The 19,312-nt window shown below is 66.3% G+C and carries 20 protein-coding genes; 13 read left to right on the plus strand and 7 right to left on the minus strand.

Annotated features, from left to right (window positions below):
• The first annotated feature begins 8 nt into the window (after positions 1-8).
• The 13 genes from ABOZ73_RS15750 to ABOZ73_RS15810 all read left to right on the plus strand — a co-directional run bounded on the left by ABOZ73_RS15750 (position 9) and on the right by ABOZ73_RS15810 (position 11,835).
• Positions 9-365 (plus strand): TrbC/VirB2 family protein, encoded by a 357-nt coding sequence (locus tag ABOZ73_RS15750; RefSeq protein WP_369059068.1) that lies wholly within the window; start codon positions 9-11, stop codon positions 363-365.
• A gap of 2 nt (positions 366-367) precedes the next feature.
• Positions 368-691: a type IV secretion system protein VirB3 gene (locus tag ABOZ73_RS15755; protein WP_369059069.1), complete on the plus strand. Its 324-nt coding sequence runs from the start codon at positions 368-370 to the stop codon at positions 689-691.
• A complete protein-coding gene (locus ABOZ73_RS15760; protein WP_369059070.1) occupies positions 684-3,038 on the plus strand; it encodes a VirB4 family type IV secretion/conjugal transfer ATPase in 2,355 nt (784 codons plus the stop codon). Before ABOZ73_RS15755 ends, ABOZ73_RS15760 begins: the two co-directional genes overlap by 8 nt.
• The gene (locus tag ABOZ73_RS15765; RefSeq protein WP_369059071.1) at positions 3,035-3,736 is read left to right on the plus strand and encodes a type IV secretion system protein; all 702 of its coding nucleotides are present in this window, start codon (positions 3,035-3,037) and stop codon (positions 3,734-3,736) included. The genes ABOZ73_RS15760 and ABOZ73_RS15765 overlap by 4 nt, the downstream gene beginning before the upstream one ends.
• Positions 3,733-3,957 (plus strand): EexN family lipoprotein, encoded by a 225-nt coding sequence (locus ABOZ73_RS15770; protein WP_369059072.1) that lies wholly within the window; start codon positions 3,733-3,735, stop codon positions 3,955-3,957. The genes ABOZ73_RS15765 and ABOZ73_RS15770 overlap by 4 nt, the downstream gene beginning before the upstream one ends.
• Positions 3,957-4,826 carry a type IV secretion system protein gene (locus ABOZ73_RS15775; protein WP_369059073.1) on the plus strand — a complete coding sequence of 290 codons (870 nt, stop codon included), beginning with the start codon at positions 3,957-3,959 and terminating at the stop codon, positions 4,824-4,826. Before ABOZ73_RS15770 ends, ABOZ73_RS15775 begins: the two co-directional genes overlap by 1 nt.
• 205 nt (positions 4,827-5,031) lie before the next feature.
• Positions 5,032-5,706 (plus strand): virB8 family protein, encoded by a 675-nt coding sequence (locus ABOZ73_RS15780; RefSeq protein WP_369059074.1) that lies wholly within the window; start codon positions 5,032-5,034, stop codon positions 5,704-5,706.
• A complete protein-coding gene (locus ABOZ73_RS15785; protein WP_369059075.1) occupies positions 5,703-6,509 on the plus strand; it encodes a TrbG/VirB9 family P-type conjugative transfer protein in 807 nt (268 codons plus the stop codon). The genes ABOZ73_RS15780 and ABOZ73_RS15785 overlap by 4 nt, the downstream gene beginning before the upstream one ends.
• A complete protein-coding gene (gene virB10 / locus ABOZ73_RS15790) occupies positions 6,496-7,602 on the plus strand; it encodes a type IV secretion system protein VirB10 (RefSeq protein WP_369059076.1) in 1,107 nt (368 codons plus the stop codon). The genes ABOZ73_RS15785 and virB10 overlap by 14 nt, the downstream gene beginning before the upstream one ends.
• Positions 7,599-8,591 carry a P-type DNA transfer ATPase VirB11 gene (gene virB11 / locus ABOZ73_RS15795; protein ID WP_369059077.1) on the plus strand — a complete coding sequence of 331 codons (993 nt, stop codon included), beginning with the start codon at positions 7,599-7,601 and terminating at the stop codon, positions 8,589-8,591. Before virB10 ends, virB11 begins: the two co-directional genes overlap by 4 nt.
• Positions 8,592-8,625: 34 nt before the next feature.
• Positions 8,626-10,323, plus strand: a complete 1,698-nt coding sequence (locus tag ABOZ73_RS15800) for a type IV secretory system conjugative DNA transfer family protein (RefSeq protein WP_369059078.1) — start codon at positions 8,626-8,628, stop codon at positions 10,321-10,323.
• A complete protein-coding gene (locus ABOZ73_RS15805; RefSeq protein WP_369059079.1) occupies positions 10,320-10,838 on the plus strand; it encodes a hypothetical protein in 519 nt (172 codons plus the stop codon). Before ABOZ73_RS15800 ends, ABOZ73_RS15805 begins: the two co-directional genes overlap by 4 nt.
• Entirely contained in the window at positions 10,831-11,835 is a 1,005-nt protein-coding gene (locus ABOZ73_RS15810; RefSeq protein ID WP_369059080.1) for a hypothetical protein, read from the plus strand. The genes ABOZ73_RS15805 and ABOZ73_RS15810 overlap by 8 nt, the downstream gene beginning before the upstream one ends.
• A 250-nt stretch (positions 11,836-12,085) precedes the next feature.
• Here ABOZ73_RS15810 and ABOZ73_RS15815 read toward each other — a convergent pair whose 3' ends face one another.
• The 7 genes from ABOZ73_RS15815 to ABOZ73_RS15845 form a co-directional block, all read right to left on the minus strand.
• The gene (locus ABOZ73_RS15815) at positions 12,086-12,901 is read right to left on the minus strand and encodes a hypothetical protein (RefSeq protein ID WP_369059081.1); all 816 of its coding nucleotides are present in this window, start codon (positions 12,899-12,901) and stop codon (positions 12,086-12,088) included.
• Positions 12,898-14,232 carry a DNA cytosine methyltransferase gene (locus ABOZ73_RS15820; RefSeq protein ID WP_369059082.1) on the minus strand — a complete coding sequence of 445 codons (1,335 nt, stop codon included), beginning with the start codon at positions 14,230-14,232 and terminating at the stop codon, positions 12,898-12,900. Before ABOZ73_RS15820 ends, ABOZ73_RS15815 begins: the two co-directional genes overlap by 4 nt.
• Positions 14,233-14,260: 28 nt before the next feature.
• A complete protein-coding gene (locus ABOZ73_RS15825; protein WP_369059083.1) occupies positions 14,261-14,710 on the minus strand; it encodes a very short patch repair endonuclease in 450 nt (149 codons plus the stop codon).
• An 87-nt stretch (positions 14,711-14,797) separates the two neighbouring features.
• Positions 14,798-15,391 carry a DUF6624 domain-containing protein gene (locus ABOZ73_RS15830; RefSeq protein ID WP_369059084.1) on the minus strand — a complete coding sequence of 198 codons (594 nt, stop codon included), beginning with the start codon at positions 15,389-15,391 and terminating at the stop codon, positions 14,798-14,800.
• 202 nt (positions 15,392-15,593) lie between these two features.
• Positions 15,594-16,448: a DUF6624 domain-containing protein gene (locus ABOZ73_RS15835; RefSeq protein ID WP_369059085.1), complete on the minus strand. Its 855-nt coding sequence runs from the start codon at positions 16,446-16,448 to the stop codon at positions 15,594-15,596.
• A gap of 189 nt (positions 16,449-16,637) precedes the next feature.
• Positions 16,638-17,465 carry a S41 family peptidase gene (locus tag ABOZ73_RS15840; RefSeq protein WP_369059086.1) on the minus strand — a complete coding sequence of 276 codons (828 nt, stop codon included), beginning with the start codon at positions 17,463-17,465 and terminating at the stop codon, positions 16,638-16,640.
• Positions 17,462-18,949 (minus strand): hypothetical protein, encoded by a 1,488-nt coding sequence (locus tag ABOZ73_RS15845; RefSeq protein WP_369059087.1) that lies wholly within the window; start codon positions 18,947-18,949, stop codon positions 17,462-17,464. The genes ABOZ73_RS15840 and ABOZ73_RS15845 overlap by 4 nt, the downstream gene beginning before the upstream one ends.
• Positions 18,950-19,312 lie beyond the last annotated feature (363 nt).

The raw sequence follows: 19,312 nt of genomic DNA on the forward strand, positions 1-19,312 counted from the left end.
ACCTTCGGATGTCGCTTTGCTCCGAGGTACCGATGCACCGCCCTTGTCAGCCATCCCGTCGCATTGGATTTGCGAGCCCAGGCTTGATCGGGTTGATCCCTTTGGGAATCTGTTTCCTGACGCTCTGGGCAGGGCCAGCCTTCGCTCAATCGCCGGGCGGCGACCTTGGCGGGTTCATCCAAAACATCATCGACCTGTTGAACTCCGACATCATCCGGGGGCTCGCGGTCCTGGCGGTGATCCTCACCGGCGTCGCCTGGATGTTCGGCCAAATCGACCTTCGACGCGCCGGGACCGTGGTGGTCGGCATTATCGTCATCTTCGGAGCGGGCACGATCGTAGATATGATCGTTGGCGGAGCCTGAAGATGCCCGGCGAGCGCGCCCGCCTTTCTCGGGACACCCTCTTCTTGGCATGCACGCGTCCGGCCCTCGTGCTGGGCGTGCCCATGGAAGCCATGGGCGTCAACTTGATCGCCTCGTCCGTCGCGTTTCTTGGCGGACGAAGCCTTCTCTATCTGCTCGTCGCCCCAGCCCTGCACTTCGTGCTCCGGGCGATCTGCAAGAGTGATCACCACGCCCTGCGCCTCATCTGGCTCGCCATTGAGACGCGCGGGCGCAGCCGTTCGAGCCGGCGGTGGGGTGGCTCTTCAACAAGCCCGCTGAAGTGCCGAAAGGCGCGGCATGGCTGACCCCACGACCGCCGCCCACCGCCCGTGGAGCAAAGTCGCAGCCGAGACGACGTTGAGAACTCGTCTGCCCTACGCGCGGCACGTCACTGACGACGTGGTGAGCCTGGATGGTGGAGCGCTTATGGCCGGCCTTGAGCTGGTGGGCTCCGCCTTCGAGACAATGGATGTCGCCGCCTTGGAGCGGATGCACGAGAGCCTGTCGGCGGCGTGGCGCAATATCGCATCCGAGGACGTAGCGCTGTGGCAGCATGTAGTGAGGCTGCCGGCAGCGGTGCCCGCGCGTGGACAGTTAAGTTCGGCCTACGCCACCGAGCTCGATGTCGACTGGAGACGACGGTTGGTCTCCCAAGGTCTCTTCGCCAACAGCCTCATCTTGCATGTCGTGTTGAAGGCCCCCTCGTTGGAGAGCCTCTTTCGCAAGGCAGACGCTTCCTCGGCGCTGGAAGCGCGCCTGGCCCGTCTTCAAACCGTGATGACGGATCTGCAGCGCTTGCTCGCGCCGTGGACGCCCAGGCGTCTTGGAATCGAGCGTCGAGGACACGTCTTGTCGAGCGCCTTGCTGGCGCCGCTCGCCACGATCCTCGAGGGACGCCCAAGCGACGCGGCGATGGTCCGGGGCCATTTGGGAGAAGCGCTTGGTTCGAGCCGTCTGATCTTCGGTCGGGAGGCCTTCGAGGTTCGACACGCTTCCGGCTCCACCTATGGGGCGATGCTGGCGCTGAAGGCCTATCCCGCGACCACCTGGCCGGGAGCCTGGGACGCGCTCTTGGCCGCGCCGTTCCCACTCGTGATCAGCCAGTCCTTCGCCTTCCTGTCGCGGCCAGCCGGCGAGGCGCTGCTTGGGCGAAAGCAGAACCAGATGGTCAGCGCCGCTGATCGCGCCGCCTCCCAGATCGAGCAACTGGACGAGGCCATGGACGATCTGGCCAGCGGCCGCTTCGTGATGGGCGAGCACCAGGCCAGCGTCCTTGTGTTCGCCGACACGCCGGCCGACCTGTCGCGCGATATCGCCTCCGCGCGCGCCATGCTGGCGGGGGGAGGGCTGGTGGCCGCCCGGGAGGACCTGGGCCTAGAGGCCGCCTACTGGTCGCAGTTTCCTGGAAACTTCCGGCTTCGGACGCGCCCGGCGGCGATCTCGTCTCGCAACTTCGCCGGCCTCGCCTCCCTGCACGATTACCCAAGCGGCAAGGAATCGGGGCTCCACTGGGGCGAACCCATGTCGACCTTCAGAACGCGTGGTCGAACCGCCTATCGCTTCAGCCCGCATGTCGATGACCTTGGCCACACCTTCATTTGCGGCCCGTCGGGGGCCGGCAAGACGGTGCTTCAGAACATGATCCTCGCGCAGGCCGAGCGGTTTGGTCCTCGGCGGGTGCTGATCGACAAGGATCGAGGCGCCGAAGTCTTCGTGCGCGCCTGCGATGGCAAGTACCAGACGCTGAGATCGGGCGAGCCTACCGGGCTGGCGCCGTTAAAGGCGCTCGGCGATGGCGATCTAGCCTTCTTGCGCGCGCTCGTCCTTCGCATGGCGTTCGGCGAAGACGGCGTGGCGGGCCCCCAGGAAATCGCGCTTCTGGACGAGGCGCTCTTCGCGGTCCTGCGCCTGCCGAAGCGCGACCGCTCGCTCGCCGCGCTTCGTGGTCTCCTCGGGCAACGTGACGCCGGCGGCATCGGTGCCCGTCTGGAGCGCTGGTGCGATGGCGGCCCGTTGGGCTGGGCGCTGAATGGTCCCGAAGACGCGCTCGATCTTAAGCCCGCGCTCATCGGCTTCGACATGACCACGATCCTCGACGACGCTGAGGCTCGGGCGCCGGTGATGATGTATCTGCTCCACCGCATAGGCGCCTTGGCGGATGGGCGCCGCCTCGTCGTGTCGATCGATGAGTTCTGGAAGGCGTTGGGGGATGAAGCCTTCCGCGCTTTCGCTCGCGACGGCCTCAAGACGTGGCGCAAGCAGGACGCGGTGCTCGTCCTGGCGACCCAATCCCCGTCGGACGTGCTCGCCTCGCCGATCGCCCGAACCATCCTTGAGCAATGTTCGACGCACGTCTTCCTGCCCAACCCGCAGGCGTCGCTCGCCGACTACCGAGAAGGCTTTGGTCTGTCGGAGCGCGAGCATGAGTTGGTCCGCGACGAGCTTGGCGTTGGGAGCCGCGGCTTCCTCATCCGCCAAGGCGGAGGCTCGGTCGTCGCCGAGCTCGACCTCGCCGGCCTCGATGAGCACCTCGCCATTCTGAGCGGCCGGGCCACGACGGTGGCCGCCCTCGACGCCATCCGCTCTCGGGTCGGCGATAGATCGGCCGACTGGCGCCCCGTGCTTCGTCAAACCTTGGAGATCGAACCATGAAGCCCACCGGCGTCATCTTGGCGACCGCCTTGGCGGTCTGCGGTGTCTCGCCCGCCAAGGCGGCGGTCATCGTTCATGACCCGACTGCCTATCTGAAGGTTGTGGAGGAGGTTCGCGCCGCGCTCGACCAGCTGGAAGCGCTCAAGGCGCAACTGGCTGAAGGCAAGCGCCTGCACGACAGTCTCAACGTCCGCTCCGCCATCGACGCGATCGCTCCGGAGCTGTCGAAGACGGAACTGCGGAAAGCCTTGCCTGAGCTCGACGCCTTGCGAAAGGCGGCCGGCGGTCAGTTGGAGGCCCTGGGCGCGATCGGTGATCGCGCGCGCGAGATCCGCGAGGCGCGTCGCGGGGTAGGGCCCGCGCTGACGGACTCGGAGAGACTGCTGGCCCGCGACGGCGATCTGGCCGCTCGCGATCTGGCGGTCGGGGAGGCCGCGATACATGCGTCCGCCGAGCGGCTCGAGGGGTTGCGGCATTTGCAGACCGCCGTGGGCAAGGCCGAGAGCGCCAGGGCTGTCGCAGATTTGCAAGCTCGCATCTCGGCGGAGCAGGCGCTGATCCTGAACGACCAGATGCGTCTTCAAGCCTTCGCGCTTTCCCAGGAAGCCGAGGAGCGGATGCGCCTCCAAGAGGCGAAGGAGCGGTCGGCGCAGCGTCGAAGAGACCGAATGGATCAGGCCAAGAGGACTTTTCAATGAAGCGAGTTATCGCGCTGGCTTTGTTGGTCGCCGCTTGCTCGGCGGAACCCCGCAGCAAGAGCTACTTCGTGGCCCATCCGGAGGAGGCGAAGGCCGTGCTGGCACGCTGCGAGGCGGGCGAACATCGCGGGGATGAGTGCGTGAACGCACGCGCGTCAGAGCGCGAGATGCGCCGGCGGGCGCGAATGGAGATGGCTCGCAGAACTTTCGAGGCACGCTGATGGAGACGAAGTACACCGTCTTCACCCAAGCTTACGGCACCGTTGGCGGAAGGCTGGATGGCTTCCTTGGAGAGACTGTCGGCAATGTTATCGCGCAGGTCGCCGGACCTTTGCGCCTAGCGCTGGTTCTCTACGTAATTCTCTACGGGTTCGCGATCCTGCGAGGAGCCATCAACGAGCCGCTGATGGATTTCGCGGTCCGGAGCATCAAGCTCACGATCATTTACCTACTGGCGACCACCCAAGCCTACAGCCACTTCGTCACCGATCCGATCTTTCATACGCTTCCCGACGCGCTAGCTGAAGCCGTCGGCGGGGCGCCGACCCAAGATGCGGGTGGCTCGTTCGACCGGTTCATTGGGCAGACGGCCTGGATGGCTGATCGGATTACCGAGCAAGCCGAGCCTTGGGAGCTCATGGATTGGCTCATGGCCACGGCGGTCTGGATCAGCGGCGCCTTAGCCGCCGCGCTCGGCTTCGGGATCGTCCTCGTGGCCAAGGTCGCCTTGGCGCTGCTCATCGCCCTGGGCCCGATTTTCATCGGCCTGGCGCTGTTTGAGGCCACGCGTCGCTGGTTCTTCGGCTGGCTGTCGCAGGCGGTGAACTACCTGATCCTCTTCGCGCTGATCTTCGCGGTTTTCCAACTGGTGCTCGCCATGGTCGCCGACCAGTGGGAGACGCTCCAGGCGCAGGACGCCATGGCGGCGGGCTTCGCGTTCATCGCGCTCTCGTTGCTGGGCTCGATCTTCTTCCTGCAGACGCCGACCTTGGCGGCTGGCATCGCAGGCGGCGCTAGCCTGGGCATCCGCGACTTCTTCGGCGCTGGTTCGATCGCGACGCGCGCCGTCTCCGGCCGGTGGAGACGCTGACGATGCGCGTCTTGATCCTGATGCTCCTGGCCTGCTCCGTCCTCGCCGGCTGTAACACGCTTCGGTCGCCCGAGCAGGCGCCGGTGTGCGACGGCCAGCATCGGCGCACGGCCAACCCTTACGGCTCCGTGCTGCTCGACCCGACCGCGTCGCCATCGAAGATTGTCCCAGAGGCGGACCCGGTTCTCCCGTGTGGAGAGGGCCGATGAACATGCCCACCGACATGGCGGTCTATTTGAAGGAAGCGTCGTCCTGGGACGATGATCGACTATCGGCGGCCTTGAGGTCGCGGCGCGTGGCATGGTTGATCGCCGCGGGTGCTTGCGTCCTCGCCTCCTGCGCCTGCGTGGCCATAGCCATGCTCGCGCCGCTCAAGACCGTCGAGCCGTTCGTCGTCCGCGTCGACAGCGCCACCGGCGCCGTCGAGGTGATGACCGCGCTTAGCGGGGCGGAGCCGCGCACCTACGACGAGGCCGTCGGCAAGTACTTCCTCTCCACCTACGTGCGGGCGCGCGAGACCTGGCTGCCCGCGGCGGCCAAGGCGAACTTCGACCAAGCGGTGATCCTCTCCGCGCCCGCCGAGCAGCAGCGTCTCGCCGAAGCCTTCCGTCCCACCAACCCGGCCAGCCCGCAGGTGCTGCTGGGGCCCGCCGCTCAGGCGACCGTCGAGGTTCGGGCGGTGACCTTCCTGTCGCCGAGCGTTGGCCAGGTCCGCTATCGGCGCACGCTCGCTCACAACGGCGTCGAGGAGCACGGCGACTTCATCGCCACCATCGCCTTCGCCTGGGCTGAAGGTCCCATGAAGGAGAAGGATCGCCTGCGTAATCCCCTCGGGTTCCAGGTCGCCAGCTATCGGACCGATCAGGAGGCCAGCCAATGAGGGGCTTGCTTCTTGCGGGCGCGATCACGCTGCTCGCGGCAACGGCCGCTAAGGCCGAGCCGCGCATCCGCACGACGGCCTACGATCCCGACCAGGTGGTCCGTTTGGAAGGGCGCCTATCCACCGCCGTGCAGATCGTCTTCGCCGACGGCGAGGAGATCCGCCATGTGGCCATGGGCGACAGCACCGCCTGGGAGGCCGCTCCAGAGGGGCGGCTTCTCTTCCTGAAGCCACTGGAGCCGCGCTCGACAAATCTCATCGTCGCCACGCGGGCGCCGGGCGGCGGCACACGCAACTACGCCTTCGATCTGCGTGTATCCAAGGCGGCGGGCCCCTGGATGTTGCGGTTCTCCTACCCCGCCGAGGAGAAGGCGCTCGTCACCGCCGCGATCGACGCGCATGAGGAAGCGCTGCGCGCCAAGCTCCTCCAGCTCAAGCTCGACCGGGGCGCCGTGGAGGGACCGCGCAATCTCGCCTGGACGCTGCAGGGGAGCGGAGCGCTTCAGCCTTCGGAGGTGAGCGACAATGGGCGGTTCACCGTCCTTCGCTTTCCAGGCGGCCAGGACGTGCCCGCCGTCTTCGCGGTCGGCGCCGATGGATCCGAGACGCTCGCGCCTTTCGACGTGCGCGGAGAATTCGTGGTCGTCCACGGCGTGCATCCTCAGCTTCGGCTCCGCAGGGGCAGGGAGGTCCTCTGTCTTTGGAACGAAGCCTTCGACCCCCGCGCCGGCGGCGCGGCGTCCGGCACGGCCGCGGCCGATGTTCGGCGCTTGGAGGTGGGAGGTGATCATGAGCGGCGATGACGACAAGCCTCGCGTGGACGAGGTCTCCCCCACGCCCCTGGACCGAGGCGCGACGCCGGTAGCGGGCGACTATGGAGCGTCGCGTTACGGTCGCGCCGCAGCGATCGTGGTGCTCGCGGCGGTCTGCGGTCTTCTCATCCTAGCTCCCTGGAAGCGTCGCCCCGAAGCCGAGGCCGCCAAGCCTCCCGCGCCCCGTCAGACCGTCGCCTTCGAGCCGGCGCGCGAGGGCCTCGCGCCGCAAACGATGGAGCTCTTCGACGGCGAGGAGGCATCAGAGCTGCAATCCACCGAGCCGGATCCCGTCGGCGCCGCGCCTGCCGAGGCGACGACCTCCGCGCCCGTTCCGCGTCCGCCTTCGGTTCTGGCCTGGTCGGCGTCCTCGCGCGCCGTCGAGCGTGTGCCCGAAGGCCGGTCCGCGCGAGCGGACGGTGTCGCCGGTGACGTACGCGACGCGATTGACGATCCATACGCGCGGCTGCGTCGTTCGGAGGAGATCGAGACGGCGCGCGCCCGACGCATTGGCGACCGCAACTTGCTACTCACCGCCGGCGCGGCCATTCCGTGCACCTTGCAGACCGCAATGGACAGCAGTCTGCCCGGGCAGGTGTCCTGCATCGTTGGACGCGATGTCTGGTCGGAGGCCGGTACCGTGGCGCTCCTGGAGAAGGGCTCCAAGGTCCTCGGAGAATACCGCAGGGGCCTGAACACCGGCGAGGGGCGTCTCTTCGTGATGTGGACCAGGGTGGTGACCCCTGGCGGCGTCGCCGTCGATCTGGCCTCGCCGGGGGCGGACGCCTTGGGGCGAGCCGGGTTTGGCGGCGACATCGAGCGGCACTTTTGGCGAAGGTTCGGTGGGGCCGTCCTTTTATCGATCGTCGACGCGGCCCCCGCCGCCGCTCTGGATGACGGTAGCGGACGCGGCATGGCGCGCCTGCCTTCCCAGGCGGCGGCCATCGCCGTCGACCGCTCGATCGATATCGCGCCGACCCTTCGTAAAGCCCAGGGCTCGCTGGTTTCGATCATGGTGGCCAAGGATCTCGATTTCTCGAGCGTCTACGCCGTGAGCGATGGCCACCGTCGAGGCGCGCCATGAGCGGCGTGCTCGATCACCATCTGGCTCCTCTGTCGCCGTTCCTCGACGATCCCGCCGTTCGCGAGGTCGTGGTCAATCGCCCCGGCGAGATCGGCGTCGAGACAGCCGAAGGCTGGCGTTGGGTTGAGGATGGCCGGCTCACCTCGCCTTGGCTCATGACCCTGGCGCGAGCGGCGGCCGCCGTCACAGGGCAGGACGTCGGGAGCGAGGCGCCCATCTGCTCCACAAGCCTGCCGAGAGGCGCGCGCTGCCAGATCGTCCTGCCGCCAGCGGCCGGCGAGGTGACGCTTTGCATTCGCAGGCCGATGGGCGAGGCGCCGGATCTCCATGTCATGGCGCGCGAGGGGCTCTTCGACATCGCGGCGGATGCGGCGCTCTTCATGGGGCCCGAGCAGAAGCTGGCGGCCCTCAAAGCGTCCGGCGATTGGGCGAGCTTCCTGGCGCTCGCCGTGCGGCTGCGGAAGACCATTCTCGTCAGTGGCGCCACGGGATCGGGCAAGACCACCTTGGCTCGGGCGCTCGCCGCCAAGATCCCGGACGGCGAACGCCTCGTGACCATAGAGGACGCCCGAGAGTTGGAGCTCGCGCATCGCAACCTGGTTCGTCTGACGTGGGCCCGCGAGGGGCAGGGGAGGGCGAGCTTGGGACCAGGTGATCTTCTCGCCTGCGCGCTTCGTCTGCGGCCAGACAGGATCTTGCTTGGCGAGGTGCGTGACGGCGCGTCGGCCTTCCACCTTCTGCGCAATATCGCCTCGGGGCATCCAGGATCGATCGCCACGATCCATGCGGGAAGCTGCGCGCTAGCGCTCGATCAACTCGCCTTGCTGGTTCGAGAGACCCCGGCGGGGCGGGACCTTCCCAGCGACGAAGTCCGAGCGCTCCTTTCCGGTCTCATCGACATCCTGGTCCAGATGGACCGCGTCGATGGCCGCTTTCGTGTCGTGGAGGTGCGTCATGGCGGCGCTCTTAAGCCAGCCTTGGCCGCATAGGGCGACGGCCGTCGTAACCGCGATGGTCGCGGTGATGGCGATGTTCACCGGCCTGACCTTGACGGTCGCCTTGGCGGGTCTTGGTCGCCTCGATCCTCGCATCGAGGTCGTCCGCGTGATCCCGTGGTTCTGGTTTCATCGAGACGATGAGCAAGTGCGCCGCTGGCTGCTGATCGGGGCTGGTACCTCCGGCTCCATCCTCGCGCTCCTCGCGGCGGGTACGACGCGTCGACGGGGGGCCGGACTGCATGGCGCGGCCCGGTGGGCGACCGCAGGGGAGATCGCGCAAGCGGGTCTGCGCGGCTCCGATGGGGTGATCCTCGGCTCGCACGGCGGGCGGCTTCTGCGCTCTGGCGGGGATGAGCACGTCCTCGTCTGCGCCCCGACCCGCTCGGGCAAGTCAGCCGGGATCGTGATCCCGACCCTGCTCAGTTGGGCCGGGCCCGTCGTTGTGCTCGACGTCAAGAAGGAGGTCTTCGAGGCCACCGCCGGATGGCGGGCCTCCATCGGGCAGGTCGTGTTCCTCTTCGATCCCCTTCAAGCCGAAGGGCGCACCGCGCGGTTCAATCCCCTGGGTGTCGTCGATCGTGAGGATATGGCGGCGGCGTATGACGCCATCCATCGCGTGGCGGGGCTGCTCTTTCCGGATCAGGCCAAGGGCGATCCCTTCTGGACCGAGGCGGCGCGCAGCGCGTTCATCGCCGTCACCCTCTACGTGGCGCAAAGCCCAAGTCTGCCGCTGACCCTTGGCGAGATCGCCAGGCAGTTCACTGCCGGCGATCTCGCCGACCGCCTCACGCGATCGGCTGAGTCCAGGCGAGGCGGCCCCTCGGCGCTCAATCCCGTGACCGAACGGCTGATCGCCGACTTCTGCCGAACTTCGGAGAACACCTTCGCCGCCATAAGGCAGTCGGTATCAACGCGGCTGGCTTTGTGGCTCAACCCCCGTGTCGACGCGGCGACATCCAAGAGTGACTTCACGCTCTCCGCGCTTCGGTCACGCCCGATGGCGCTCTACCTGGCCGCCGCGCCCTCCGACTTGGAGCGCGTAGCGCCCCTATACGCTCTGCTCGTTCAACAACTGCTGGAGAGTGCTGGGCGCTCGCTCCCGAGCTCTGGTGACGACAAGCGATTGCTCGTGGTCCTGGACGAGTTCGCCTCGCTTGGACGCGCGCCCATGCTGGCCAGAAGTTTTTCCTGGGTGGCGGGGTACGGCGTCCGTCTGGTGTGCGTCGTTCAGACCCTCTCTCAATTGCGGGCCCGCTATGGCGAGGACGCGGCCGAGATCACCGCCAACTGCGCCGTGCAGGCCTACTTCGCGCCGGCCACGATCCAGGACGCGCGGGAGCTTTCCGAGACTTTAGGGACCTATGGGCACGGCTCCATCTCCCGCTCAAAGCCGTCAGGACTGTCCTCGGGGCGCCGCAGCGAAACCCACGCCGAGCAGCGCCGCCCCCTGCTGCTGCCCCACGAGCTTCTCACCCTCGACCGCGAAACCATCATCGTGGCACCGCGCGGCAGAGCACCTGTGCGGGGCAAGCGGCTGCTTTGGGCCAAGGCTCGGGCATTCTCCTCGCGCTGGCGCCCACCGCCGCCCGTTCCACCCAGGAAACTGGTCGAGGATGGTCCGGTCGAGGCGGCCGCTCTTCACAGGCCATCACCCGGAAATGTCGACCTAGCGATGGAGCGCATGTCCGCTGGCCGAGATCTCTTCGGCGAGGCGCGTCGATGACGCAGGCGCAACTCGTCTTGAATGGGTCGCCCGCGGCCATCGCCAAGTTGCGGCGCCTAGTGAAGTCCGCTGGTGGAGACGAGGCCTTCATCAAGCGCGTGCTGGCCATGGCCTCACGACCGGCGCCGCCGAACCTGGGCGATCAGCATCGACTGGGTAAAGGCAGGATCCTGGCGGCGGTGCATCTTTCCGCCGAGGAGGTCGAGGAGATCAAGCGAAGGGCCGAGCCCCTGGGGTTCACGCGTGGCGGATGGATGCGGGCGCTTTTTCGGGCGCATGTAAGACGGCAGCCGCAGCTGCCGCCCGAGACGCTCAAGGAGACGTCGGCTGTCCGTTACGAGCTTCAGCGCGTGGGTCACAGTCTGCGCGATATCGCGCGCCGCCTTGATGAGCGCGGGGAGAGGACAGCCGCCGCAGATGTGGAGCGCATCTGGCGACAAGCGCGCGGCGAGCTCGTCGGCCTGCGCGCGACGCTCGCCGGCAATCTGCTTTGGTGGGATGGCGAGGATGACTGAGCTGACCAACGTCCGCGGGTTCGAGGACTTTTGGCGGGTCCTCCGCGAGCCCACGCGCATAACGCCCGCTCTGCTGCGCGATCCTGGGTTTCGGGCGGCGCTGCGCAGGGTGGTGGCGGGAGCGCCGCCGGCGGTCCTCGCCCACGCCTCAACGATCCATTCCCTGTCGGCGCTAAAGGCCAATCTCGATTATATCTCGCGCAAGGGTGAACTCATCCTTGAAGGCCGCGATGGCGAGAAAATCGTCGGTCGGGAAGAGGCTCGCGAGCGCGCCGAGGACTGGCGGCGGGACAGGCATGGCGTGCAAGAGCGGCTGTGTCTCGCTTACGCATGGATAACGTCCGCTCCCCCAGGCTCGCCCTATGAGCCGGTGTTCGAAGCGGCGTCCGCGTTTTGTCGCGAGACGCTTGGCCCGCGGACGGATTTCATGCTCGCCAGGCACGACGACGAGCCTCATCCGCACTGCCATGTGACGATCAGGGCCCAGATGGATGACGGCGTTCAGTGGAAGCCCTCCACGCGTGACGTCGTTGAGCTGAGGGGCAGGTTCGCCGCGTGCCTGCGCGAGCGGGGCGTGGAGGTGGATGCTTCGCCCCGATGGGCTCGTGGCGTCGCAACGCGTACGGCGTCGCGGCCAGTTCGTTGGCTTCAGCATGACCATATGGTTGGGCGCGCCGTGGAGCCTGCATTCGTACAGCGGGATATCGACGAGGCGTTCGCCATTGCCCGAGGGGCTCGCGCCGATGATCGGCCTTGGGAAGAGAGGATTCGGGGCACGCGGAAGTCCGTCGCGATCGGCTATCGATCGATCGCCGACGGCCTCGATGCGTTGGGCGACAAAGGTGATCTAGCCCTGGCCAAAGATGTCAGGTGCTTCATTGACGGGATGGAGCCGCCCTCGACCCGCCGCGAGCAGCGCGTCGAGGCTGCGCGATTATTGGAAGCTGAGCGGTCAGTATACAGCCGCAATGCTGCGCGGCGTGACCGTATCCGGTAATGTGGGGCGCCAGACCGGTCTGACTCTTGATCTGTAGTTGCTTCACGCATGCAGAACGCGCCTGCGTTTGGGAGGCAAGCAGCCCGTCCGCGGCTGTGCGGACACCTAGTACGTACGCGACCTTAGGAAGGCTTACCTCTAGGGCTACGGGGGGTGTGTGGCCTCTATGTAAGCCGAGTTTCAATAACCGCGGCTGGCGCGTCGTGGCACACGCTCCGCCCATACGCAGCTCGCCGCCCGCTGCGATGCGTCAGCGTCGCCTTCGATACGCTGCGAGATCGTCCCGCCCGATGTCGGCGGCGGGAACCAGCTTGTAGTGCTTCTCGTCCACGATCTTGACCTGATCGTCCTCGACGGTGAGTTCGAAGATTGCGATCCGGTCGTCGTCCATGAACTGCGCCGAGACCGAGCGGCAGACGAGGTCGGGAAATTTCTCGGCGCAGCAGGCGATGTCCTGCTTGGCCTGGACAACCGAGAGCTGGTCGGCGCCTCCCTTGGCCTGCACCGGGACGACGTAGTGGACGCCGTTGCGGTCGACGCCGACATAGACTTCGTCGATCTCGATCTGGCCGACGCCTTTGACCGTAGTGCGCAGGTGGTTTTGCAGCGAGTAGGCGGTGACGCCCAGGAACGTATCGATCAGGCGGTTGTAGCGAACCTTCGCCAGCAGGGCCTGCTCGTCGTTCAGCGCGTAGGCGCCGATGATCTCGGGTGTCGCATCCGGGATCTTGACCGTGATCAGGTCGCGGTTGGGAAGGATCCGGTTGATGCGGACCAGGCAGAAGCGATAGCGGGCGCGACCGGCGCCCTCGACGATCCACTCCATGCCCTCTGGCTGGGTCTCAAGGATGCTCTGCGGCATTGGGATGCGGTAGCGGATCGCGTAGACGACATCGCCAAGGTTCTTGGGCAGCTTGATCCCGAGTTCGGCGGCGGCGGATTCCAGGTCCTCGCGCTCGAAGTCGAGCGTCGTGCGGCCCGGCTCGTAGGCCCCGAATGCCTCGCCGAAGAAAATGCGCTCGACGAGCGCCTTGTACCGGTTGGCTTCGATAGAAGGTCCGCTCATCCGGCGGCGACCTTGCGGAGAGCGATCAGTTCGGCCTCGATCTCGTCCTGCTTGCGCTTGGTGGCGCCGCTGCGGCGGTCGCGCTTGCCATTGGGGGCGGCGACCCCGAAGTGCAGCGCGGCCTGCGAGACGGTCATCTCCAGGAGGGCCGGATCGCCCAACTGCTGTGCGTCTTGCGGGCGTTCGCGCGGCTGGCCGATGGCGAGCGCGACCTGGTCGGCGATGGCCTTGGCCAGGGGCGGAGGGACGGAGTTTCCGATCTGGCGGGCGCCATGCCACTTTGTGGCGTGCAGGCGAAACCAGTCGGGGAAACCGTGAAGGCGGGCCATTTCGCGCACGGTGACACACCGGGCGTGCTTGTAGTGGACCGGTCGCGGGCTGGTGAAAGCGCCTCGCGCAGCATCGGTGCCGGCGCGCAGGGTATTGCTGAGGCCGTCCGGCGGCAGCTTGAAGAAACGCGAGATCGGCTCGACCTCCCCAGGCTCGGTCGCCGCGAACCGGCGCCGCGAGATCTGGGTGTGGTCGGTACGGGTGCTGGAGGTCAGCAGGCTCGGGTCCCACTGGCGCGGATGGGAGAAGTCGTCCTCGCCGTTGGCGGCCCCGCGCATCGCTTTGGCGTAGGCGCTTGGCTTGCCCCAGCGCTTGGTCCTCGCGCTGTCGCCGTCGACGAGCTCGGGGAAGCTCTCGGCGTCCGGCAGGTCGTCCAGAGCGTCCTTGCAGCTTGGGCCGATAGGCAGGTCGCCGGCTTTGCGTGCGTCGGCGGGCGTGTGAGTGGGCAGGGGGTACGTGGGGTTAGGCAAGCCCTTGCGCGCGCCAAAAAGGATCAGGCGCTGGCGATGTTGCGGCACGCCGTAGTCGGCGGCGTCAAGCACCTTCCAGGGAAGCCGCACCTCGTAGCCCACGGCGTCGAAGGCCTCGATCAGCTCGTCGAGGAACTTGCGATGCCGGCCGACGGTGAGGCCTTTGACGTTCTCGAAGACGAAGTAGGAGGCGCGCAGTTCGGCGACCAGCCGCACGAAGTCGAGCACCAGGGAGTTGCGCGGATCGTCGAGGACCCTGTGGCCGATCAGGGAGAAGCCCTGGCAGGGCGCACCGCCGAAGACGACGTCGACCTGCCGAAGGCCGATCCCCGCCGCGCGCCGGATGTCGGCCGCCGAAAGCTCTGACACCGACGTGGGAATGACGGCGCATCCGGGGAAGTTGAACTTGTGGACCGCGCAATGAACCGGATCAATCTCGACGGCGGCGACGACGTCGAACCCGGCTTGCTCGAAGCCCAGGCTCAGGCCGCCTGCGCCGGCAAAAAGATCGATGCCGATGGGGCGTGCCATGGGGTCCTCGCGAGTCGTGCGGGCAACCTTAACGTTCTGCTTCTGTGCTGTCGATCGGATTTTTCGGCGCAGGGCCTACGAGCGCCTGGATCAGCCTTTGCTCGAGGCCGCCGGCGTCGCGGATTTCGCACTGCCAAAGGGTGAGCACGTTCCAGCCCTTGGCGACGAGCGCGGCCTCGTTTTGGGCATCGCGAGCGCGGTTGCGCTCCAGCTTGGGCAGCCAGAACTCGGCCCGGGTCTTGGGCGGTCGGCCTATCTTGCAGCCGTGTCTGTGCCAGAAGCAGCCATGCACGAAGATCGCAGTCCGGTGTTTCGCAAGGACGATGTCGGGCTTTCCGGGTAGGTCCTTGCGGTGGAGGCGGAAGCGAAAACCCAGGCGATGCAGCAGGCGTCGGACGATCAACTCCGGCGCGGTATTCTTGGCGCCGATGCGAGCCATGAGCGCGCTGCGGCTCTGCGGGGTGCGGTTGTCCGCCATGTCCGTCCTATATCCGTCTGGCGGCCGTTGGGCACGTCCGCTCGCCAGCGGACTTCATGAAGCTGCGGGCTGGTTAGTTCGCTGACGTTAGCCGGTCGGCTGGATGCAGGCTCCGTACATCTTGTCCAACGCGGCCAGATACTCCGCCATTGGCTGCAATCCCATGGCGGCTCGTCGCGCATCGAGCCTCTTCGGATCCTCAAGGTCGCTTGGGACAGCGTACTTGCCCGCCTGACACGTCGTGCCTTGCGTGCCGTAGCGCTGAGGTCGCCGATCGATCGTGGCGATACGGTCGTACAGTCTGGCGTAGTCTTCGGGCCGTGCCTCGCGCGACTTTGCCAGCGGCTCCAACAGCGCGAGGACGCGGCGCTGGAACTCGATGTCGCCCGAGTGATTGGCGATCATCACCGCCGTCGCGGCGGTGCGCTCGGAAGTCTCCGAGATTTTCGGCCAGCCATGGGAAGCGATGATGGTCTTCAACCTGTCGGCATGGGCCCGATCCTGGGCGTCAATGATGAGACCTGCGTGTGCCTGGGCCTTGGCGCGCGTGCCCGGAGCAAGTCCCCGGGTCGCCTCCAACATGCTGGTCCGCATGGCGCGATCAACCTCGCCCATTCCGGCGATGGCTTCCATCACAGGCGCCTTTTCTACGATGCCATTCAGCTTGGCGACGATCGGCACAGCCTCTTCAGGTGGCTGGATCTCTGCAATTCCAGAGGCGGGGCTCGCTGCTAGAAATAGGGCCAGTAAGAACACCATTGGTCACCTGGGGTTTGGGGGAAAGAAGGACCATCACTCGGCAGATGACACCCATTCATGTCAGGCCGGTCTGGAGGCCACCGTCATCGGGCTGTGGGCGAAAACTTGCTGATCTGCGAGCCCGCTACCTCGAGGTCGGTGCGGAGGAGGGTGGGCAAAGCGTATCCATACGTCGCTGATACGCGGTCATTGGCGGTAGTCCTGCTGCTGTCCGCCGGGCTTCAAGCTGAGCTTCGTCCTCGATCGGATTTGCGAGCCAACGGCCTCCATTGCACCGCCCCTGCGTTCCATGGCGCTGAGGCCGACCTTCGCGCACTGCTACCCGATCCCAGAGCAGCGCGTAGGCGCCTCGTTCGACGTCGCCTGTGGCGGCCAGCGGCGCCATGAGGTCCAGCATCGCCTTCTGGAAAGCCGGATCGCGGTCCGCGTGCTGAACAAGCAACCAGGCGGCCCCGGCCGCTCGGTCGCCGTCTACGGATTTGAGAAACCAGCCTCGAGTGGCGACCTGGGCCTTCAACCAGCGTGTGTTGTCTGCGTCGAGCCCGCATTCCAAAGCGCCTGCGGAGCTATAGGCATACTGCTTCGCCCGGACCGAAAGACCCGCAGCCCAGGACTCGTTTCGCAGAGCCGCCGTCAGATGCGTCCGAGAGAAAGCATCTCGCGCGGCCCTCATCAGGAGCTCGCTCACGACTGGGTCGGGATTGCCACGTGAAGCGGCGGCATATTCGGCTGCGCCCTTGTAAGGCGACGGTAGCGGCGTTCCAGCGTCGAGCGCGTCTCTCATCCGCTCAATCTCTTGGCGCGCTTTCTCACCACTCTCAAAATCTGTCTGAGCCGACGGATCATTGTCCAGTGCAATGAAGCGTATCCGAGCGAGCTCACGGGCTTCAGCCGCTGATTTCGCGCAAATAGTCATATAGCTTGCCGGCGCCGGAGGCGTGGCGGCCAGCTGCAAGGCGGCGGCGAGATGGATCAGCATTAGAGCTCCCCGGAACAAGCATCGCCATAACGAGCAGCCCGGTTGTGGCGGATCGAGGGCGCCGCGTGAGGCTACCTATGCGGGAGTTGCCCATTGGCAGTGTAAGATCCGAGTGGCGGGTTCAATGCAATTGTTCTGAGCGTTACCGCTTCAGCCGCGGCTCTCGGAAAAGCCGGACGGGGCAGGATCCTATGGTGTCGCGCCTCCCGCCAGGCTGAGCGCCACTTCGAGCTGCTCGTCCTGGCCGGAGCGGAAGCCCGCCACGGTGCGAGAGACTGGATGGGTGGGAACGATCCCGATCCCATGATGGCGTGAGCCATCCTGCTTCGTCACCCGAAGGCCGGTGTAGGTGAGCGTGTAGCCGCCCGGAAGCGGCAGAGGATTTACGTCACCGTTCGTGCCCGCGGTAGGCTCTCCGACAATCGGGCCAAGGCGCTCGCCTTCCACAACGCCGAGAATGCTTTCGGCATAGCTGATGGCCCTGCCGTCAGTCATGAAGATCAGCTTGCCGCTTAGGCGGCTCCCCTGCGCTGGGATGGTCCAGCCTTCATCGATCCAATCGAAGGCGTGATCCGGGCGAGTGACCAGCGGCACCTCCATTTTCGCGGACTTGATAGTTCGATCACTCATCGCATTGAGTAAGCCGCGAGGCACCCGAGGATAACCGCGCACGTCAAAAATGACGGCCTCGGCCTGGGCCAGCTTGGGCAAGGCTGCGCGATACGCCGCGGCATCGGCGCGCGTCAGGTCCACGTACGCGACCCCGGGCTTCAGCTCGGTGATCGACGGCGGCCGGTCAGAAGGCTCGAGCTCACCTGCTTGCAGGTTCCGTATGACCGTGATGGAGAATGCGGAGCCGTCGACGCGGACGCCCTCAAGCAACATCGGACCGGGCTTTCCGCTGCGGATCTTCGCCAGCGCCCGCCAACGCCTCCATTGAGCGGTGGCGCCCGCCGACGATGCGATAGCTTCGTCCATCAACTCGGAGGCGGCGCGTCCATCGATGCGGCGGATCACATCGCCGCGGCCTGAGGTCCACCCCGGGACGCGTTGTGCTGACAACCAGCCGATCCTCGATCCAAGCGAACCATACGGGAGCGAATGCCGATCGAGGCTGCGGCCCGCCGACAGAGCCATGGCCATCGTTGAGAGCGACGACGAGTTCGATTGAGCACCTGCGTGAACGCCTCCGCGTCGCGCGCCTCGGATGCCTCGCGAAGACTGCGTTCAAGCTGCTCGAGCCAGTCCGTGTCGACCTGTTCGAAGTAGGGATAGAAGTGCTGCGGCACGTTCCAGGCGATGATGACATCGGCGATCCGCGTGATCCGATCGTCACCCGTCGGCCGAAAGCCGTCCGGCTTTTCGAGACGAACCGGTCCGATCGCGCTTGGAGGGACATTGCCAAGCGGCATGCTCAGGCGAAGGCCGCCCGGCAGGTCGGTCGCGAACATTTCCGCCTTCGACACGACTTCGGTATGGGTCTCGTACACGGTCTTTCTGGCCGCCGACGTCTGCGGCCCCAGGCCCCGATGACGAAACCGCACGCGCTCGCCCGGAGCCAATTCCTGAGATGGTGCGCGTGTTGAGGCGGGCCAGACTTTCACTTCCGGCGCAAATGGCCTGAGCACCTTCTGGATCGCGGCGGCAAGCTGGCCGACCGACCGTGCGTCTTGTACCGCGAGCACGCCGGCAAGGGCGAGGCTGTCCCAGTCGGCGCCAGCAGCTGTCGGTTGAAAGTACCTCGCATAGCCGTAGGCGCGCCCGAAGGCGGCGAGGTTGATCGTCTCCTGCTTACTCAAAGTCCGGGCGGCCTCGGCGCCGACGCCACTCGCTCCGAGATCGCGCAGTTCGTAGGCGTCGGCGAAGACGTCGCCGGCGCCCTGAAGCAGAAGCCCGACGACGATCTGGTCTGCGTCCACCGGCACCTCGGCCTCGATCTCGTAGGGCTTCCATTCGACCGAGGCGACGGGCCGATCGAGCATGTTGTCGTTGAACACCGCTTGGCCCTTGGCGTCGATCCGCAGCCAAAGACCCGCGCTGCCGGCTGAAGGGCGGGGTACTCGCGCCAATGCGCGCAGCGCGACGCGGCGCCCGCGATAGGGTACGGCGGAGATGACTTGGCTCACCCGTCCGAAGCTGGCGTTGGAATTCGCCGATCCGGCGAAGGACAGGCGCACTGATCGCGCATCCTTGCCGGGATCCTGGCCTGTCACCTCGGCTGTGTATCCGGCGCCGAACGCGCGCCAGGGGGCTGATGGCGGCGCACCCGCCTTGTCCGTTTCAAAGCCAGGGTTAGCGATCTGGCCGGATGCGGCGGTCGCGCCGCACAGGGCGAGGAGAAACCATATCCAGGTCAGGATGAAGCGCGGCACTGGCAGCCCCGAACACACGATCGATGCGCTATCGGTGGCGGGCGACGACCACAAGTCAAGATTGTGTGGGGCGCGGCCTGCACGAAATGAGATATGGTTCGATTTCGACGTCGCCTGAGGCGCAGCCATCCGTATCTTCTGCGGGCGCCGGTTTGGGATCCGGTTGACACGCTCACTGCGACGGGGCGTCAGGCCAAGTTCGGAGATGCATGTTGCCCGACAAGCAAGTTCTATGGGTCCTTTTCAGCGCCGCTCTGGTGGTCGCCTTTGCGCTGATTGCGTGGTCCGTAGTCAGGAACGAACCGGTGCTGATCGCTATCGCCACTGGAGCCGTCGTTGCTTCCGGCTGTGCGCTCGTTGCCGGTTCGCGACCAGAACGATGAGCGGCGGCGATCGGCCCGTTGCTGCGGATAGGTATGTCAGCTTAAGGCCGTGAAGCCGCTGGTTGACTACCGAACTCGGCTCATAGCTTCCGTTCGGAAGGTCTGCTTG

Origin of the sequence: Caulobacter sp. 73W, assembly GCF_041021955.1 — a bacterium.
GTDB lineage: Bacteria > Pseudomonadota > Alphaproteobacteria > Caulobacterales > Caulobacteraceae > Caulobacter.

What these genes read in the sequence shown, in the direction of transcription:
- ABOZ73_RS15750 (WP_369059068.1), top strand. Translation starts at nt 9, where the DNA reads ATGTCGCTTTGCTCCGAGGTACCGATGCACCGCCCTTGTCAGCCATCC.
- ABOZ73_RS15755 (WP_369059069.1), top strand. Translation starts at nt 368, where the DNA reads ATGCCCGGCGAGCGCGCCCGCCTTTCTCGGGACACCCTCTTCTTGGCA.
- ABOZ73_RS15760 (WP_369059070.1), top strand. Translation starts at nt 684, where the DNA reads ATGGCTGACCCCACGACCGCCGCCCACCGCCCGTGGAGCAAAGTCGCA.
- ABOZ73_RS15765 (WP_369059071.1), top strand. Translation starts at nt 3,035, where the DNA reads ATGAAGCCCACCGGCGTCATCTTGGCGACCGCCTTGGCGGTCTGCGGT.
- ABOZ73_RS15770 (WP_369059072.1), top strand. Translation starts at nt 3,733, where the DNA reads ATGAAGCGAGTTATCGCGCTGGCTTTGTTGGTCGCCGCTTGCTCGGCG.
- ABOZ73_RS15775 (WP_369059073.1), top strand. Translation starts at nt 3,957, where the DNA reads ATGGAGACGAAGTACACCGTCTTCACCCAAGCTTACGGCACCGTTGGC.
- ABOZ73_RS15780 (WP_369059074.1), top strand. Translation starts at nt 5,032, where the DNA reads ATGAACATGCCCACCGACATGGCGGTCTATTTGAAGGAAGCGTCGTCC.
- ABOZ73_RS15785 (WP_369059075.1), top strand. Translation starts at nt 5,703, where the DNA reads ATGAGGGGCTTGCTTCTTGCGGGCGCGATCACGCTGCTCGCGGCAACG.
- virB10 (WP_369059076.1), top strand. Translation starts at nt 6,496, where the DNA reads ATGAGCGGCGATGACGACAAGCCTCGCGTGGACGAGGTCTCCCCCACG.
- virB11 (WP_369059077.1), top strand. Translation starts at nt 7,599, where the DNA reads ATGAGCGGCGTGCTCGATCACCATCTGGCTCCTCTGTCGCCGTTCCTC.
- ABOZ73_RS15800 (WP_369059078.1), top strand. Translation starts at nt 8,626, where the DNA reads ATGGCGATGTTCACCGGCCTGACCTTGACGGTCGCCTTGGCGGGTCTT.
- ABOZ73_RS15805 (WP_369059079.1), top strand. Translation starts at nt 10,320, where the DNA reads ATGACGCAGGCGCAACTCGTCTTGAATGGGTCGCCCGCGGCCATCGCC.
- ABOZ73_RS15810 (WP_369059080.1), top strand. Translation starts at nt 10,831, where the DNA reads ATGACTGAGCTGACCAACGTCCGCGGGTTCGAGGACTTTTGGCGGGTC.
- ABOZ73_RS15815 (WP_369059081.1), bottom strand. Translation starts at nt 12,901, where the DNA reads ATGAGCGGACCTTCTATCGAAGCCAACCGGTACAAGGCGCTCGTCGAG.
- ABOZ73_RS15820 (WP_369059082.1), bottom strand. Translation starts at nt 14,232, where the DNA reads ATGGCACGCCCCATCGGCATCGATCTTTTTGCCGGCGCAGGCGGCCTG.
- ABOZ73_RS15825 (WP_369059083.1), bottom strand. Translation starts at nt 14,710, where the DNA reads ATGGCGGACAACCGCACCCCGCAGAGCCGCAGCGCGCTCATGGCTCGC.
- ABOZ73_RS15835 (WP_369059085.1), bottom strand. Translation starts at nt 16,448, where the DNA reads ATGCTGATCCATCTCGCCGCCGCCTTGCAGCTGGCCGCCACGCCTCCG.
- ABOZ73_RS15845 (WP_369059087.1), bottom strand. Translation starts at nt 18,949, where the DNA reads ATGGCTGCGCCTCAGGCGACGTCGAAATCGAACCATATCTCATTTCGT.